The organism is Rhodanobacter denitrificans (genome assembly GCF_000230695.2).
Lineage (GTDB): Bacteria > Pseudomonadota > Gammaproteobacteria > Xanthomonadales > Rhodanobacteraceae > Rhodanobacter > Rhodanobacter denitrificans.
In genome coordinates this window covers 2764763-2781074 of sequence record NC_020541.1, presented here as the reverse complement: position 1 = coordinate 2781074, position 16312 = coordinate 2764763, and the positions used below count along the sequence as shown (strand labels likewise).

Genomic DNA, 16312 nt, shown 5'->3' with positions numbered 1-16312 from the left:
CCGGGGCGTATGTCGCTATGAGAGGGAAAGGTCGAAGCGAACCGCGACAGGGTGTCGTGGCTTAGCTGGAGGTGCCGCCGAAGGTATGGCCACAGGCGCGGCAGCGGCAGTTGTGCAGGATGTTCCGGTCGATGGCGTCACCGAGACGGGAGCCCGCCGCACAGCCGGCGGCCCCGCCAACAATGCCCTCGATAACCACACCCGCAGCTGCGCCAAGTAATACCCCGATGGGGCCACCCAGAACACCAGCCTCCGCACCCGCCACGGCGGCAGCGACGCCACCCGTCGTTCCTACGATGGCACCCATCGCCCCACCGAAGCGCCTTGCCAGGTTGCGTGGCTCGACATGGGCCGACCGGCATTTAGGGCAGCACGGCGTGAACTCCACGAGGTCGTCGCTCCCGTCGTCATCCAGGAGAGCCTCATTCATCAGCAGCCTCCTTCAGGCGACAGGCCACATACCAACGAAGGCCCCACGACCACAGCACACCGGCCAGGAACAGCACAGCGAAGACGACGAGGCATTCGAGCAGTGGTGGATAGGGAGAGCCTACCCATGCGTTGTTGAACATCACAATGACTCCTTCGAGGGGAGACATCCACCGGTTAGTCGGATGGATGGAACTGTCGGGATGGCAGCTCGGGAAGGTGATGTGGATTTGTGGGATTTTTGTTTCACAAAGAAGCTTAATTACGGATGGCAACTATTTTCGTCGAACTTCATTGCACTTCGTTGCGTCTAACTCGCCTCTCTTTGCCCATTCAAACAGTTGAACCAACTCGACAGCCGATTAGGCACCAAGTCGCCAAAACCCGGCCATGAATTTCGTTGCGTCGCTATGGTTTCGTTTCGTCCAATCGGGTGCGCTTGTATAGCGCCAGGCATCATTTGAAGTAACGAAGCGGGTTCATCATCAATCGGTAGGGCCACCATTCCGTAGCAAATGGCAATGGCAATGGAGTGGGCGGCCAAGGTGGGGCCCATCACCCTCGCGAACGCGTCCGGCGCGTTGCCTGACCCGAAGTCGTTTCGGCGCTACTTTCTTGGTGGGGGTCTGACCTGCAAGCGCAGTCCTGGTGCGGGTTTCAGACCTCCAGGCCGCGGCAGGTCAGATTGTCTCATCTGGCCGAAACCCATGCCGTCGGCTCATCCTGCGCCCATCTCAACGACACAGGTTATGCGATGGGTAAAAAAGATGGCTCTATTTTCACGTTGGAAGGTCTCTTCAGGCGGCTTCTCCGCTTCATGGCTGATTTCAGCAGCGCACAGCGCATGCTTCGCGAATCCGAAGTGGCGCATCGCACGGGTCTCAGCCCGTCAACGATCCGTAATCGTTGCACGGTGGGCCACTCCTCGTTTGATCCCGAGTTCCCGCAGCCGCGGGTTTTGGGGAGCGGGAAAAATCGTTCGGCTGTCGGTTGGCTTCAAAGCGAAATCCTCGACTGGATGAACACACGCCCCAAGGCCTACCTGACCGACCAACTCAACAACCGTGCGAAGGTGGCGAAAAACGTGCGTGGCCATGCTTCTGACAAGGAGGAATTCATGCTCTGACGGGTTATCCGTGATAGCCGATTTACGGCTTTCTATCTAATGGCTTTTCAAGGGAGGTGAACAGGAATAACAAATTGGCTGCAAGTTAATGATCAAACCAAGATGCCAGGTGAAATAAAGCAATGATAGAAAAGCAAAGCAGCAGGCCCGCCAAGGCAGCAAGTGTCAGTCTTCTGGAAGACATGCGGCGCGGGGTAGAAGCCGGCGAGACGCGCTACCAGATGTACGCCCGGGGCATGGTGCACAGGGCGAACGGCGAGTCTTCCATCACTGAGGAGATCGACGAGCCTGAGCAGCTCAAACGCATGGAGAGAGCGGCGAGGCGTATTGCCGACAAGAACGAGAATGCCGTGCATATGGCCACCGGAAAAGGTCTCCTCACCTACGGGCACCTTACCCCCATGCTCACGCCACTGGGCACGGCGGTTCTGGATGTGTGCATGGACACCATCCCCATGATCGAAATGGCGTATCCGGGATGTCGCTTGAAAAACAGGAATCAGACTGGAGTAGTCGCGGAATATCGCTTCGATGACCCCTACCGGTTGGATGACCTGAAGGTCATTTTTAATCCGTTCCTCACCGTGATGCTGCGCGCTTGCCAGAAGGCGGTGCCGTGGCTTGTGCGTGGCGGCGGCAAGCGTCTGGATCTGAGCGACCAGTGGGCCGTCAAAGCTCTCAATCATCTCCTGCGTTTCGTTCGTCGCGTTTGTCGAACCAAAAGGTTCAAGCGCATCCAGAACGACTACGAGCATTGCGCGCGGGAGAACCTGCGGTCGTGCTGCAAGTTCATGGCGACCAAGTTCTCCGAGTATTCACGGCTGCTAATCCTCCGCGTCGAGCTTTACATCGCGCCGGAGTACAAGGCATGGGCCATGACTGATGCGGGTGACCGTTGCGTTCGTCGGTTTCGTCGGGCTCTGCGCGAGAAGCGGATTGTGCCGGACGTGGTCGCGTGGATCTGCAAGCGCGAATTCGGCTTTCGTCGTGGCATGCATTGCCACGTACTCGTCGCCATGGACGGGCACAAGCATAAGCAGGCGGAGGTGTATGCACGCCTGATCGGTGAGGCGTGGCAGCATCGCTTCAGCGAGGGCTATGGGACGTACTTCAACTGCTGGTCTCGGCGTTCGCAGTACCCGTTGAATTGTCTTGGGTCGCTCCATCTGAGCGATCGCATGATGCTGCTTGGCCTGCGCGAGGCGATCCGCTACATCACCAAAACCGATTGCCAGGTGCTCACCGGTTACCCTCGCAATCTGTGGAAGGGCATTGATCGCCCATCGTGGCGCGGAGTGAAGCGTGGGGCACCGCGCAAGGCCAAGCACGACCTTACCTTGGTCAACGAGATCCTGCGCGATGCCTAGTGTTTTGCACCAAGAGGGTTTTCCTGGAAGCCCTCTGTTCCTTCCTCGCTTTGCGGTAGTCGGCAGCCAGTTTCGGCCAGGTCACAAAGTCAACGACAGAATCTCGCTCGCTAGTGGAGTCTATTCCCCACTTGAGAAGTTCACGGCGAAGCTTGTCAACCAGATCAAGCTGATGGCTCGCGATGGCAGCGGCGCCGCTTTCTGGGGCAGGGTTGGCCTCGGTCAATGCCGCCCATTTTTCCACTGCCAGGGCAACAAGGCTAAGGCGGTCGCTGACGTAACCGCCTCTGCGGTATGCCATGGCTTTTTGTAGCCCCTTGGCATCAAGTGGCTTGCCCGGTCGTTTTCTTCTGTCGATCTTGTCTAAATCGTAGCGTGTGTCGATCAGCTTACATGCGAGCCGTCTATTGGCTTCTGTGGCTAGCTCCTTGTAGTTATTGAAACTACGGTATGCCCATGAGACAGCTTGGTTTCTGTGGTCGAGAAGCCATTTTTTAACTGTCCCTTGATTGAAGGAGTCGGGGGGATTTGGCCCAAAGAAATGTTTCGCAGCGGCGTACAGCACGAACACGCCAGGAGCGCGTACCTGCAGATTGAAAGGGTTATCCCCCCCATCGGCATCGGCTAAACCTGTCAACAATCCCATAGCACCACGATCCAGAAGCACGTCTCGCAACTCGACTCTGGTCGCATGCTCGGGCGAATCCAGGATCAACGGTGAGGAGCCCACTGGTTCCAGTGCTGGACGTAGGCAAAGCACCGCATGCATATATTCCGGGTCCCCTTGCGCAGAGATAGCTTTTACCCCACCAATAAACCGCTGAACGTGCACGACCCCTGTTATCGCTAAGCGTCGTACGTCCTCAGGTGCCAAAGCTACAAAGCTGATGTCGTGGCAGAGTGTCGGGTTACGAATGACGAGCACACCCTTGCTACGGGCTTCAGCCACTCGCTGCTGTGTCTGCCAGCTTGTGTCGTCATGCACACTGCGCTTGAGATTGCTGGAATACGCCGCTTTTCCTGATGGAATTTGGATGTACAAGGATGGGCGTGTGAAAGCCGCAGCCAAAGCCAGGATGTGCCTCTGGTAGCTCGCTTCTGCGGCGATTTCCATGAGTGGCACAAGGTCAAAGGGTGCATCGTGCTCTGTGCCAATCATGGAAGTCCTTACCTCAGCGAGGCATGTCGAAGTCGGCCTAAGACTGCACCACTGGGCCTCCTTGCTCAAGCTTCAACGACGGGACAGAGCCACGGCTTGAAGAGGCGTGTATGCCCCCCATCTGACATGTTCCTTTGGCTGAAAAAGAACTGACGATGGATTCCGGGGAAGGGAGTGTAATTTTGAGCCGCGAAGATGGCTGCTTGGTGTTTTCTGGCTCGACAGGCTGGCACTACCGCGTAGCGAGCCATCAGGTTGACACCGATGCAAAGTTGCAAGAGTTCATCGAACACTTGTCTAAGAAAACGTGGATGACGCATGTACTCATCCATCAATTCGAGGTCGAAATTGGCTGGCTCCGCTCTCAGCCGTGAGATTGTGAGCTAGGCGCACATACAGCCCCTCCCCCCAGCAACAACTGGGGGAGGGGCTTGTCAGTTAGCCAGATGTCACGAAGTCCGCCCACGCCTGCATGAGCGGGCGACGTTGCTCCAGCAGGTCGGTTCGGTGATAGGCCGCCTCCACCTTGTTCTGCACGGTGTGCGCCAACGCTCTTTCGGCCAAGTCGCGCGCATACCCCTTCTCGCTACACCAGTCGCGGAAGCTGGATCGGAAGCCGTGAGCGGTGGCTACACGGCCTGGAACGTCACTGACGGCCTTCGCTCGCCGCAGAAAGGCCGTTAGAACCATGTCCGACAACGGGACGCCCTTGCGCACGGACGGGAACACAAACGTGTGGTGCAGCCCTTGTTGGTGCTTGAGAAGCGCTACGGCTTGCTTGGAAAGCGGCACGCGGTGGGTTAGCTTGGCCTTCATTCGTTCCGCAGGCACCGTCCAGAGCTTGGCATCTAAGTCCACCTCATCCCACGTCATGTGGCGCACCTCGCCCGAGCGGGCAGCCGTCAGAATCACAAACCCCAAGAGTTGGCGCGATACTTCAAGGCTTTGCGGCAGATGGTCGGCCACGAACGCGGGAATCAACGTCCAAGGCATCGCAGGCTGGTGCTGTGTGCGGACTGTCTTGCCCGGCTGGAGGGGCAGGAGGTGATTTACCACGTCGACTGGGTTGGACTGGCAGAAGCCGTGTGCCCACCCCCACGCCATGACCGCGTGTAGCCGTTGCTTGACTCGTCCTGCCGTCTCAGCTTTTTCCAACCAGATGGGTCGCAGCACATCGGCGATATGGCGCGGCTGGATTTGATCCAGCGGCATCGCACCGATCAGTGGAAAGGCGTACTCGGTAAGGGTATTGATCCACTGCTGGGAATGCTTGGGATTCTTCCAGCCGGGAGCCAGCTCTTTGTGCAGGGTCTTTGCCGCTTCTTTGAGCTTGGGCAGATGCGGCTGGGCAGCTTCGGCGGCCCTGGTTTCCAGCGGGTCTTTCCCGTGGGCGATCTGCTCGCGCATGAAGCGAGCTTGTTGTGCTGCCTCGGCAATGCTGACCTCGGGGTAGCTGCCTAGCCCTGCGTTACGACGCTTCTTGGTTACAGGGCTGACGTAGCGGAGAACCCACTTGCCTTGCCCTTTGTTGCTGGGGGATGGGTGGAGCGTCAACCCGGTGACGCCGCCATGTGCGAGCGGAGCGCCTCCAGGTTTGACACTGCGTACTTTGGTGTCAGTGAGAAGGGCCATAGAGGAGGCTCCAGGTTGAGTTTTGGTGTGCCATCTAGTATGCCATGCAAGTCTGGATGTGATTGATTTCCGCTGTGGCTCTTTGAGCCATTACCTTAAACAAACGGCTTAAGATAAGGGTTTGTGCTAAGGCTCTTTACGAATGCTTGGGCCTCGTTGTTGTTATATAAGGCGGTCTCTCTCTCCGCCAGATACGCAAAACGCCCCGCACGGGGCGTTTTGCGTATCTGGCGGAGAGAGGTGGTGGACGAACCCTTCGTTCGACAAAATTGTCTGGAACCATTTTGGACAGCCGCAGGCTGGCCCTGGAGCGCGCAGCGCGGAAGGGTGAATCCCATGGATGGGATTCACCATCCCCGCACCCTCCACGTCGCGAGGCGCTCATCGAAGTGGGCGTTTTGCGTATCTGGCGGAGAGAGGTGGTGGACGAACCCTTCGTTCGACAAAATTGTCTGGAACCATTTTGGACAGCCGCAGGCTGGCCCTGGAGCGCGCAGCGCGGCAGGGTGAATCCCATGGATGGGATTCACCATGGATGCGCCGAACAATCCCCGCGCCCTCTACGCCGCGACGCATTCCATTGAAGTGAGCTTTTGCTCGCCGGTGAAGCAGGGCGTGTTTGGCAGGAGGCTGCACCGAGGCTTCGACTCCGCAGCTTCGGCGTTACGTTCAGTCCGGACGGCTGGGGGCAATTCTTGACGCCAAGTCTCTGGCCCGTGCGGGCCTCACCCCACCGCCAATCCGCGCAGCTCCACGCGATCGCCGTCCGCCACCAACACCGACCCTTGCTCGTACCAGTCCCCCAGCACGATCCGCTCGGCCGGTTTCCCGTCCAGCTCGAAACGATGGATGGCCGGGCGGTGCGTATGCCCGTGGATCAGCCGGGTCACGTCCGCCTTGCGCATGGCTTCGGCCACGGCATCAGCATTGACGTCCATGATGCTTTCCATCGTGCTGCCGGTATGCGCCTTGCTGTCCTCGCGCGCCTTGGCGGCGAACGCGCGGCGCGCCTGCAGCGGCATCGCCAGGATCTGCGCCTGCCACTCGGGCGTGCGCACCTGTTGGCGCACGGCCTGGTAGGCGAGGTCGTCGGTGCACAGCACGTCGCCATGCATCAGCAGGGTACGGCGGCCGTGGATGTCGTGCACGGTGCCGTCGTCGAGCAGGGTCAGGCCGGCGCCTGCGGCGAACGCCGAGCCGAGCAGGAAGTCGCGGTTGCCGACCATGAAATACACCGGCACGCCGGCATCGCGCACGGTACGGGTGGCGGCGGCGATGCGCGCAGGCAACTCGGCGTCGTCGTCGTCGCCGATCCAGGCCTCGACCAGGTCGCCGAGGATGTACAGCGCGTCGGCGTGGCGGACTTCGTCGCTGGCCAGGTAGCGCTCGAACAGGTCGGTGATCTGCGGACGGGCGGGGTCCAGGTGCAGGTCGGCGATGAACAGGGTGGCCATCGCAACGTCAGCCCTTGCCGGCGGGCTTGGCGGCTTTCCTGTCCGGTCTGGCGGCGGGCTTGGTGGTCGCCGACGCGGCCGTGGCCGGTGCTGCCGCACTGGCGGCAGGGGCCGGGGCTTCCTCGCCGACCACGTGGGCGGCCTCGATCAGCACCAGCGGGTTCGGTACGTCGCCGGCGAACGGACCCAGTGGACGGGTGGGCAGCGCGGCGATCTTGTCGACCACCTCCATACCCTTGATGACTTTGCCGAACACGGTATAGCCCCAGGTCAGCCCGCTCTGGTTGCCGACGAAGTCCAGCCGGCGGTTGTCGACCAGGTTGAAGAAGAACTGCGCGGTGCCGGAGTTCGGGTCGGCGCCGCGGGCGACGGCGACGGTGCCACGCAGGTTGGACAGGCCGTTGTCCGCCTCGCTGGCGACGGCCGATCGCGTGCGCTTGGGTTGCAGGTCGCGGGTGTACAGGCCGCCCTGCACCAGGTAGCCGGGGATGGCCCGGTGCAGCAGGGTGCCGTCGTAGAAGCCGTCGCGCACGTACTGCAGGAAGTTGGCTACGCTCTTCGGCGCCTTGTCTGGGTACAGCTCCAGCGTGATGTCGCCCTGCGAGGTGCGCAGCACGACCTGTGGCGGTGGCGTGGCGGGGGTGGCTGGCGCCGGCCTGGCGGTCTGCGCCGCCAGCGTCGGCGGCAGGATCAGGAGCAGCGTGGCGAGCAGGCATTTCAACATGGGCATCAGTATGGTCTGGGTGTCCGGAGATGATACGCGGCCGCGGCAAAAGCGGGCTGGTCGGCGCGGTCAGCTGCTGGAGATGTCCAGCTTGATGCCCAGTTCGGCCATCGGCGCCTGTTCCTGCTGCAGGTCGGCCTCGCTGAGCGGGTGCTGCTCGAACCAGGCCAGCGGCAGGGTCAGCCGCAGCGACTTGCTGCTGGCGGCGAGCTTCATCTGCGGCAGCGACTCGGCGCGACGCGCGCGGCGGAACAGCACCGCCAGGCGCAGCAGCGCGGTGCTGTAGCGGGCCAGCTGGCGGTAGCGCTGCGGCAGGGTGGCGACCACCGCCTTGTCCGGCTTGCGCCGGTGCATCTCGACCACCGCCGCCAGCAGCTGCTGTTCCTGCCGCGAGAAGCCGGCGAGGTCGGCGTGGCGCAGGATGTAGGCGCCGTGGTGGTGGTGCTGGCTGTGCGCGATGGCCAGGCCGATCTCATGCACGCGCGAGGCCCACGACAGCCACTCGCGGGCATCGGCGTCCAGTTTCCAGGCGTGCGCGACCTGGTCGAACAGCATCAGGGCGGTCGACTCGACCCGGCGCGCCTGGGCACGATCCACGCCGTAGCGGGTAGCCAGCGCGTCGATGCTGGCGGTGCGCGGATCGCTGCCGCCGGCGCGGCCGAGCAGGTCCCACAGCAGGCCTTCGCGCATCGAGCTTTCGCACACGCGCAACCGCTCGATGCCGAGCGCGGCGAATGCCGCCTCGAAAATCACCACGCCGCCGGCGATCACCGGCGCACGCTCTTCGACCAGGCCGGGCAGCTTCAGCGTGCCGATCTGGCCGTGCTCGATCAGCGCGTCGCTCAATAAGGCGAGCGAGGCCGGGGTGATGCCGTCGTCGGAGAACTTCATCGCCTGCACCACCGCGCCGATCGACTTGGCGGTGCCGGAGGAGCCGTAGGCGTCCTGCCAACCCGATTCGCGATAGTCCTCGGCGAACTGCTGCAGCAGCACGCCGATCTCGCTGCGCGCGCGCTGCCAGCGCTTGCGGGTGAGCTTGCCGCCGGGGAAAAAGCGCAAGGTCGAGGCGATGCAGCCGGCCTGCACGCTCTCGGTGTGCAGCGGCGCCAGCCCGCGCCCGATGATGAACTCGGTGCTGCCGCCACCGACGTCGATCACCAGCCGCGGTTCGCGCGAAGCGGGCAGGTCGTGGGCCGCGCCGAGGAAGATCAGGCGGCCTTCCTCGCGCCCGGAGACCACCTCGATCGGGTGGCCGAGCGCGGCCTCGGCGGTGGTCAGGAAGGTCTGCGGCGAGGCCAGCCGGCGCACCGTGTTGGTGGCCACCGCGCGCACCCGCATCGACGGCAGGCCGGCGATGCGCTGGCCGAAACGGGCCAGGCAGGCCATCGCGCGGGCGCGCCGCTCGGCGTCCAGGGTGCCGTCGGCACGCAGGCCGGCGGCCATCCGCACGGTGTCGCGCAGGCGGTCGATCACGCGCGGCTCGCCATGCTCCATGCGCGCCACCACCAGGTGGAAGCTGTTCGAGCCCATGTCCACGGCGGCGATCAGTTCGCCGTCGCGGATCGGTGTCTGTTCGGCTGGACTCACGCCCGGGCTCCCGCGACGGCAAAGCGCGAATTCTCGCACGCAGGTGCGGCATGGGGAAAACGATGGCTCATGCGGTGCGCCGGTTCACTTGCAGTAACGATCGAGCAGGCCCTGCTGCGCGCTGTACGGCGGGTCGTCACCGGGTTCGGCGCGGGTGTAGCGGCCGTCGCTGCCGAGCAGCCACGCCTGGGTGTTGTCGGCCAGGCCGTTGGCCAGAGTCTCCTCGAACACGCGTGCGGCCAGTTCGGGGTCGAGGATCGGGAACGCCACCTCGATCCGCCGCATCAGGTTGCGTTCCATCCAGTCGGCGCTGGCGCAGTAGATCTCGGGGTCGCCGTCGTTGGCGAACCAGTACACCCGGCTGTGTTCGAGGAAGCGCCCCACGATCGAGCGCACGCGGATGCGCTCGGAAATGCCGGGCAGGCCGGGGCGCAACGTGCAGGCGCCGCGCACGATCAGGTCGATCTCCACGCCGGCCGTCGAGGCGCGGTACAGCGCCTCGATCACGCGCGCCTCGTTCAGCGCATTGAACTTGGCCACGATGCGGGCGGGGCGCCCGGCTCGCGCGTGCGCGGTCTCGCGCTCGATCTTCGCCAGCACGCTGGGGTACAGCGTGAACGGCGAATGCAGCAGCCGCTTCAGTTCGATGATCGGACCCAGCCCGGACAGCTGCTGGAACACCTTGTGCAGGTCCTCGCCGATCTCCGGGTTGGCCGTCATCAGGCCGATGTCGGTGTACATGCGGCTGTTGGCCTGGTGGTAGTTGCCGGTGGACAGGTGCACGTAGCGGCGCAGCGCCTCGCCCTCGCGGCGCACGATCAGCATCATCTTGGCGTGGGTCTTGTAGCCGACCACGCCGTAGACCACCTGCACGCCGGCCTCCTGCAGGCGCGTGGCGAGGCGGATGTTGGCCTCCTCGTCGAAGCGCGCGCGCAGCTCGATCACCACGGTGACGTCCTTGCCGTGGCGCGCGGCTTCCACCAGCAGGTCGACCAGCGGGGTGTCTTCGCCGGCGCGGTACAGGGTCTGCTTGATCGCCAGCACCTGCGCGTCGGCAGTGGCCTGGCGCAGCAGGTCGATCACCGCGTTGAAGCTCTGGTACGGGTGGTGCAGCAGCACGTCGTGCTGGCCGATCACGTCGAACTTGTTGCGGCTGCTCTCCAGCGCCGGCGGCAGCTGCGGGTTGAAGCGCGGGAACTTCAGCTCCGGCCGGTCCAGCCAGTCGTAGATCAGCCCGGCGCGGATGATGTTGACGGGGCCGTCGCAGCGGTAGACGTCGGCGTCGTCCAGTTCGAAGTTCCGGGTCAGCATCGCGGTGATCGCCTGCGGGCAATCGTTGGCGATCTCCAGCCGCACCGGCCGCGCGTAGCCGCGCCCGACCAGTTCCTCGCTGAGCGCCAGGGCGAGGTTCTCCACCTCGGCCTCCTCGACGATCAGCTCGCTGTTGCGGGTGACCCGGAACTGGTACGAGCCGACCACCTTGAGGCCGGGAAACATCAGGTCGACGAAGGCCTGCAGCAGTTCGGCCAGGAACACGAAATGCTCGCCGGGGCCGCTGACCTCGGCCGGCACACGAATGATTCGCGGCAGCGAGCGCGGCGCGCGCACCAGCGCCATGTGGCCTTCGTGGCCGAACGCGTCGCGGCCGCGCAACACCACCGCGATGTTCAGCGTCTTGTTGAGGATGCGCGGGAACGGATGCGCCGGATCTAGTCCCAGCGGCGACAGCACCGGCAGCACCTCGTGCTCGAAGTAGCCGCGCAGCCAGCGGTGCTGGCGCGGACTCCAGCGTTTGCGGGTGAGGATGTGGATCTGCTCGGCATCGAGTTGCGGGCCGATCTGCTCCTGCCAGGCGGCGTAGACCTCGGTGACCAGGTCCAGCACGCGGCTGCGGATACGCGTCAGCAACTCGCCGGAGGGAATGCCATCCGGCCCCGGCGCGGCCGAACCGTAGGCGTGGTGGTGCTTGAGCATCGCCACCCGCACCTCGAAGAACTCGTCGAGGTTGTTCGCCACGATGCTCAGGTAGCGCAACCGCTCCAGCAGCGGCACGGCGGCATCGCGGGCCATCGCCAGCACGCGGAAATTGAACTCCAGCGCGGCCAGCTCCCGGCTGAGGTACAGGCCGGGAGTGCTCAGATCGGTGGCGTCGGGCGGGGTGGGTGAGGGTTGGGCCATGCCGCATTCTGGCGCATGGCCTGGGCCATTGCATGCGGCGCCGCCGCGGCCCGGGAGGGTGTTCAAAATTCCCGGGCCGACTTTGAAGCGGCGCTCAGCTTTCGTCGCTGCCGCCGGGAGCGAGCAATCGCGCCGGGCCGAAATGGCAGGAGAAGGTGGAGCCGACGCCCGGCGCGCTTTCGATCTTCAGCTGTGCCTGGTGCAGGTTCAGCACGTGCTTGACGATCGACAGGCCCAGCCCGGTACCGCCGCTTTCGCGCGAGCGGCTGGAGGAGACCCGGTAGAAGCGTTCGGTGAGCCGGGCCAGGTGCGAGGCGGGGATGCCGAAGCCGGTATCGGTGACCGAGTACACCGCGCCGTCGGGCACGCGCTGCCAGCGGATCGTGATGCTGCCGCCGGCCGGGGTGTAGCGCACCGCGTTGCTGGCCAGGTTCGACAGCGCGCTGTGCAGATCCTTCGGCGAGCCGAGCAGGTCCGCCTCGGCGGTGGATTCCAGCACGATGCGATGGCGGCCCTGGCTGAGCGCCTCGGCTTCCTTGCGCACGGTGGCCAGCAGCGCCGCCATCGGCACGCGTTCGTCGGCCACTTCGTGCTGGGTTTCCAGCCGCGACAGGGTCAGCAGGTCTTCCACGATCTGCCCCATCCGTTTCGACTGCGTGCGCATCTCGCCCAGCACCGGCGCCAGTTCGGGCACGTCCTCCGGATCGAGCAGTTCGAGGTAGCCGTGGATCACCGTCAGCGGCGTGCGCAACTCGTGCGACACGTTCGCCACGAAGTCGCGGCGCACCTGTTCGAGCCGGTTCAGGTGGCTGATGTCGTGCGCCAGCAGCAGCTGTTCGTGATCGCCGAACGGCAGCAGGCTGACGTTGAGCTGGCTGTCCGCCCGGCCGGGGGCGGCGGCGTCGGTGAGCGGCTCGCGCGCGCCGTCGCGCAGCCAGCCGGCCAGTTCCGAGCCGGCCAGCCGCTGCTGCAGCGACGCGCCGCGGTCGTCCGGCCGGCGCAGCCCGAGCAGGTTCTCGGCGGCGTGGTTGAACCAGCGGATCTGTTGCTGGCGGTCGAGCAGCACCACCGCATCCGGCAGCTGCCCGGCGGCGTTGCGAAGATCGCGCAGGGAGGAGGCAATGCGGCGGGAACGCGTCATGAAACGGTCATGCTGGAGAGGGCTGACGGCGGTCGGTGCAGCCATCATGGCCCGCGCTTGATGACGGATCCGGGTCAGCAGCAAGACGACTTCGGCCACCGCGACCACGGCGATGCCTGTCGCCAAGCGGCCGTCGGCGAGCCAGCCCAGCGCAGCGCCGGTGCACAGCGCCGCGGCGAGCGCCGCGGGCAGTTTCCAGGATGGCGTGGTAGGCGGGGTCATGCTGGCGCCAGAGTATGGAAGGCGGGCCAGCATCGGCAATAGCCGCGGATACCGCAAGCTTGCCCGCGCCGGCTCAGGTGCTGGTCGAGAAGCGGTAGCCGGTGCCGCGCACGGTCTGCACCAGTTCGTCCAGCTTCCACGGCTCCAGCGTCTTGCGCAGGCGGCGGATGTGCACGTCCACGGTGCGCTCCTCCACGTACACGCTGCCGCCCCAGACGTGGTCGAGCAGTTGCGTGCGCGAGTAGACGCGCTCGGGATGGGTCATGAAAAAATACAGCAGGCGGTATTCGGTGGGACCGATCGGCACCGGCTCGTCGCCGGCGAACACCCGGTGCGCCGGGCCGTCGATGCGCAGGCCGCCCAGCTCGACCACGCCGGAGCCGTCGTCGCCCTGGCTGCGCCTGAGCACGGCCTTGATCCGGGCAACCAGCTCGCGGGTGGAAAAGGGTTTCACCACGTAGTCGTCGACGCCGGCCTCGAGGCCGTTGACGCGATCCATTTCCTCGCCGCGGGCGGTGAGCATGATGATCGGGATCTCGCGGCTGAGCTCTTCCTTGCGTAGGCGCCGGGCCAGTTCGAGGCCGCTCATGCCCGGCAGCATCCAGTCGAGCAGGATCAGGTCGGGCACCTGCTCGGCCAGCGCCAGCTGGGCGGCACGGGCATCGGCCGCCTGGATCGCATCCATGCCGGCCTTGCGCAGGGCGAAGGCGATCATCTCGCGGATCGAGGTTTCGTCTTCAACGATCAGGATGCGTTTGTGCACGCCGTGGTCTGCCTTGGCTTGTGACGGACATATTGCAGCGGATGGATGTTACGTGTCGATGACACGGAGCCCGCATCTATTGCCGGGAACCGTCGTCCGGGCTGTCCTCGGTCTTGATCTTGCGCTTGTGCAGTTCCAGTACCAGCGGGGTCAGCTCGGCGATGCGCGCCTGGATGCGCACCCGCGCGTAGTAGTCCAGGTCGTCGCGCCTGAGCAGCCGCTTGAGCTGCTCCATCGCATCGTACGGACGGCCGGAATAGTAACTGGCGTCGGCAAAGGCCTCGCCGGCGCGCACGCTGTCGCCGGCCTTGTCGCTGGCGCGGGCGTAGGTGCTGTAGATCTCCGGCTCGCTGGCATTGTCCAGCAGTGGCCGCAGCAGGTCGGCGGCGAGGCGGGCCTGCTGCTGGTCGCCCCCGGCGGTGAGCGCCTTGGCGTAGGCGAGCGCGACGGCGCGATTGCGCGGTGACTGGGTGTTGAGCCCGGCGTACGCCGCCAGCGCCGCGGCGCGCTGCCCGGCTTGCAGGCGGGCGTCGGCCAGCGCCAGCTTCAGGATCAGGCTCTCGGGGTGGGATTGCAGCAGCGGCTGCAGCTGCTCGACGGCCGCGGCGCCGCGACCGCTGCGGGTGAGCGCCAGCGCGTAGCCGTAGCGGTTCGCCGGGATGTCGAAGTCCGGCCGGGTCTGCAGGTTGGCGCTGTAGTAGGTGGCCAGCTTGGTCGCATCGCCGGCCAGCACGCGCACGCGCTCGCGCATCAGGGCGTAGCTGTCCAGGTGGCCGCGGGCGGGCGGCTGGAACAACGTGGTGGGATCCTTCACGAACGCGATCGGCGCGGTGCTTTTCTCCCACTGCAGCTTGTCCATGAGGGTGGCGGCGGGGCGCAGCTTCTGCGCGGCGATCAGCGCGCCGGCGCGTGCTTTCGCGTCGCTGATGCGCATCGTCGTCACCGGGTGCGTCTGCAGCAGGGCCGGCACGTCCTCGCCGCCGGCGCCGGCGCTCATCACGTCCTGCATGCGCTGGAAGAAGCCGGCCATCGCGTTCGGGTCGAAGCCGGCCTTGGCCAGGGTCTGGATGCCGACGCGGTCGGCCTCGATCTCGTCCTTGCGGGTGAAGTTGATCGACTTCTGCGCGATCAGGCCCTGGCCACCGGCCAGCACCGCCATTGGCGCGTCGCCGCTCTTGCTGCCGGCGCCGGCGGCGATCGCGCCGAGCAGCACCAGCGCCATCAGCGGCGCGTCCTTCTTCGAATCCTCGAATGCGCGCTGCAGGTGGTTCTGGGTGATGTGGCCGATCTCGTGCGCGACCACGCCGGCCAGTTCGCTCTCGTCGCGGGTGATCGTCATCAGCCCGGCGTTCACCGCGATGTAGCCGCCGGGGGCGGCGAACGCGTTGATCTCCTGGTCCTTGACGACGAAGAACGCGAAGTGGTCCTTCGGCTTGTCGCTGCTGGCGACCAGCCGGTAGCCGAGGTCGTTGATGTAGTCGTCCAGCAGCGGGTCGTCCACCACCATGTCCAGCGCGCGCATCTGGCGCAGCATGGAAGCGCCGTAGTCCTGCGCTTCCTGCGGCGAGATCAGCGCGTTCGCCGAGCTGCCCAGGTCGGGCAGGCGCACGTCCTGCTGGGCGCCGGCGGCGCAGGCCAGCCCGGCGGTGATCAGCGCCGTCAGCAGGCGCGGTGCGAGTGGTCGTGGTGCCATGCTCATCAGGTGGGTGACAATAGCATTGAGACCGTGGCCGGCCGCGTCGGTTCCGCTTGAGCCGCCGGCGTGCGGCCCCATATGAGGGTGGCCTTTCCCCAAGTTGCGGAGTGTCGTGATGTCGAAGATCGAGGTCTATTCCACCGCGGTATGCCCGTACTGCGTGGCGGCGAAGAACCTGCTCAAGTCCAAGGGGCTGGAGTGGACCGAGGTGCGCGTCGACACCGACCCGGCGCAGCGCGACGCGATGCTGGCGCGCAGCGGCGGCCGCCGCACGGTGCCGCAGATCTTCATCAACGATCGGCACGTGGGCGGCTACGACGACCTGGTGGCGGCCGACCGCAGCGGCAAGCTGGGCGAGCTGCTGGGGCAGGCCGCATGAGCGACAAGCTTGCCGAGTTCACCGCGTTCCGCCAGCGCATGAACGAGCGCATCCTGGCCGAGGACAACCAGGTCGTGCGGCGCTTCTTCGCGCTGGACACGCAGACCTACAAGGCCGGCGCGCTCGATGTGAAGACCAAGGAGATGCTGGGCCTGGTCGCCTCGCTGGTGCTGCGCTGCGACGACTGCATCAGCTACCACGTGGCCCAGTGCAAGGACGCCGGCGTGCAGCGCGACGAGTTCTTCGAGGTGTTCAGCGTGGGCCTGGTGGTAGGCGGCTCGATCGTGATCCCGCACCTGCGCCGTGCGGTGGACCTGCTCGACCAACTGGAGTCGGGTGCCGCGAACGATGCGGCCGCCTGTGCCGACCACGCCCCGGCATAGCCGGCGTCCGTCTGCGGTTTTTTGCAATGCTGCGTGCGAGTATTTTCAACGCCTTGCGGGGCGCCTGCCCTG

General features: G+C 65.0%; 15 protein-coding genes. 4 read left to right on the top strand and 11 right to left on the bottom strand.

Annotated elements, in window-relative coordinates; translation table 11 throughout:
• Positions 1-61: 61 nt before the first annotated feature.
• Positions 62-430 (bottom strand): hypothetical protein, encoded by a 369-nt coding sequence (locus R2APBS1_RS12755; RefSeq protein WP_015448224.1) that lies wholly within the window; start codon positions 428-430, stop codon positions 62-64.
• Positions 423-572 (bottom strand): hypothetical protein, encoded by a 150-nt coding sequence (locus R2APBS1_RS20180; RefSeq protein WP_015448223.1) that lies wholly within the window; start codon positions 570-572, stop codon positions 423-425. Before R2APBS1_RS20180 ends, R2APBS1_RS12755 begins: the two co-directional genes overlap by 8 nt.
• Positions 573-1114: 542 nt before the next feature.
• Here R2APBS1_RS20180 and R2APBS1_RS19725 point away from each other — a divergent pair.
• Together R2APBS1_RS19725 and R2APBS1_RS12750 are read left to right on the top strand one after the other, a co-directional pair.
• Positions 1115-1555 carry a helix-turn-helix transcriptional regulator gene (locus R2APBS1_RS19725; protein WP_157769747.1) on the top strand — a complete coding sequence of 147 codons (441 nt, stop codon included), beginning with the start codon at positions 1115-1117 and terminating at the stop codon, positions 1553-1555.
• Positions 1556-1677: 122 nt separating this feature from the next.
• On the top strand, positions 1678-2922 hold the full coding sequence (locus tag R2APBS1_RS12750) for an inovirus-type Gp2 protein (protein ID WP_015448221.1): 1245 nt from the start codon (positions 1678-1680) through the stop codon (positions 2920-2922).
• On the opposite strand, the gene R2APBS1_RS20175 is transcribed toward R2APBS1_RS12750, so the two are convergent.
• From R2APBS1_RS20175 to R2APBS1_RS12705, 9 genes are all read right to left on the bottom strand, one after another.
• Positions 2897-4036: a hypothetical protein gene (locus tag R2APBS1_RS20175; protein WP_157769746.1), complete on the bottom strand. Its 1140-nt coding sequence runs from the start codon at positions 4034-4036 to the stop codon at positions 2897-2899. The two genes, R2APBS1_RS12750 and R2APBS1_RS20175, sit on opposite strands and share 26 nt — an antisense overlap.
• 483 nt (positions 4037-4519) lie before the next feature.
• Positions 4520-5713: a tyrosine-type recombinase/integrase gene (locus R2APBS1_RS12740; RefSeq protein ID WP_015448219.1), complete on the bottom strand. Its 1194-nt coding sequence runs from the start codon at positions 5711-5713 to the stop codon at positions 4520-4522.
• Positions 5714-6438: 725 nt separating this feature from the next.
• On the bottom strand, positions 6439-7167 hold the full coding sequence (locus R2APBS1_RS12735) for a UDP-2,3-diacylglucosamine diphosphatase (RefSeq protein WP_015448218.1): 729 nt from the start codon (positions 7165-7167) through the stop codon (positions 6439-6441).
• A 7-nt stretch (positions 7168-7174) separates the two neighbouring features.
• A complete protein-coding gene (locus R2APBS1_RS12730; protein WP_015448217.1) occupies positions 7175-7891 on the bottom strand; it encodes a peptidylprolyl isomerase in 717 nt (238 codons plus the stop codon).
• Positions 7892-7960: 69 nt separating this feature from the next.
• On the bottom strand, positions 7961-9478 hold the full coding sequence (locus tag R2APBS1_RS12725) for a Ppx/GppA phosphatase family protein (RefSeq protein WP_007508007.1): 1518 nt from the start codon (positions 9476-9478) through the stop codon (positions 7961-7963).
• A gap of 84 nt (positions 9479-9562) precedes the next feature.
• A complete protein-coding gene (gene ppk1 / locus R2APBS1_RS12720; protein ID WP_015448216.1) occupies positions 9563-11656 on the bottom strand; it encodes a polyphosphate kinase 1 in 2094 nt (697 codons plus the stop codon).
• Between the two features lie 94 nt (positions 11657-11750).
• On the bottom strand, positions 11751-13019 hold the full coding sequence (phoR, locus tag R2APBS1_RS12715; RefSeq protein ID WP_007508011.1) for a phosphate regulon sensor histidine kinase PhoR: 1269 nt from the start codon (positions 13017-13019) through the stop codon (positions 11751-11753).
• Between the two features lie 73 nt (positions 13020-13092).
• A complete protein-coding gene (phoB, locus tag R2APBS1_RS12710; RefSeq protein WP_007508013.1) occupies positions 13093-13782 on the bottom strand; it encodes a phosphate regulon transcriptional regulator PhoB in 690 nt (229 codons plus the stop codon).
• Positions 13783-13858: 76 nt separating this feature from the next.
• Positions 13859-15481 (bottom strand): M48 family metalloprotease, encoded by a 1623-nt coding sequence (locus tag R2APBS1_RS12705; RefSeq protein WP_174315855.1) that lies wholly within the window; start codon positions 15479-15481, stop codon positions 13859-13861.
• Positions 15482-15593: 112 nt separating this feature from the next.
• Between R2APBS1_RS12705 and grxC the strand changes: the two genes are divergently transcribed.
• Together grxC and R2APBS1_RS12695 are read left to right on the top strand one after the other, a co-directional pair.
• Positions 15594-15857, top strand: a complete 264-nt coding sequence (grxC, locus tag R2APBS1_RS12700; RefSeq protein ID WP_015448214.1) for a glutaredoxin 3 — start codon at positions 15594-15596, stop codon at positions 15855-15857.
• On the top strand, positions 15854-16240 hold the full coding sequence (locus R2APBS1_RS12695) for a carboxymuconolactone decarboxylase family protein (RefSeq protein WP_007508020.1): 387 nt from the start codon (positions 15854-15856) through the stop codon (positions 16238-16240). The genes grxC and R2APBS1_RS12695 overlap by 4 nt, the downstream gene beginning before the upstream one ends.
• Positions 16241-16312: the final 72 nt, after the last annotated feature.

Bases quoted from the DNA above. Each gene is read 5' to 3' on its own strand.
- R2APBS1_RS12755 (WP_015448224.1), bottom strand. From the start codon at position 430: ATGAATGAGGCTCTCCTGGATGACGACGGGAGCGACGACCTCGTGGAG.
- R2APBS1_RS20180 (WP_015448223.1), bottom strand. From the start codon at position 572: ATGTTCAACAACGCATGGGTAGGCTCTCCCTATCCACCACTGCTCGAA.
- R2APBS1_RS12750 (WP_015448221.1), top strand. From the start codon at position 1,678: ATGATAGAAAAGCAAAGCAGCAGGCCCGCCAAGGCAGCAAGTGTCAGT.
- R2APBS1_RS20175 (WP_157769746.1), bottom strand. From the start codon at position 4,036: ATGGAAATCGCCGCAGAAGCGAGCTACCAGAGGCACATCCTGGCTTTG.
- R2APBS1_RS12740 (WP_015448219.1), bottom strand. From the start codon at position 5,713: ATGGCCCTTCTCACTGACACCAAAGTACGCAGTGTCAAACCTGGAGGC.
- R2APBS1_RS12735 (WP_015448218.1), bottom strand. From the start codon at position 7,167: ATGGCCACCCTGTTCATCGCCGACCTGCACCTGGACCCCGCCCGTCCG.
- R2APBS1_RS12730 (WP_015448217.1), bottom strand. From the start codon at position 7,891: ATGTTGAAATGCCTGCTCGCCACGCTGCTCCTGATCCTGCCGCCGACG.
- ppk1 (WP_015448216.1), bottom strand. From the start codon at position 11,656: ATGGCCCAACCCTCACCCACCCCGCCCGACGCCACCGATCTGAGCACT.
- phoR (WP_007508011.1), bottom strand. From the start codon at position 13,019: ATGACCCCGCCTACCACGCCATCCTGGAAACTGCCCGCGGCGCTCGCC.
- R2APBS1_RS12705 (WP_174315855.1), bottom strand. From the start codon at position 15,481: ATGAGCATGGCACCACGACCACTCGCACCGCGCCTGCTGACGGCGCTG.
- grxC (WP_015448214.1), top strand. From the start codon at position 15,594: ATGTCGAAGATCGAGGTCTATTCCACCGCGGTATGCCCGTACTGCGTG.
- R2APBS1_RS12695 (WP_007508020.1), top strand. From the start codon at position 15,854: ATGAGCGACAAGCTTGCCGAGTTCACCGCGTTCCGCCAGCGCATGAAC.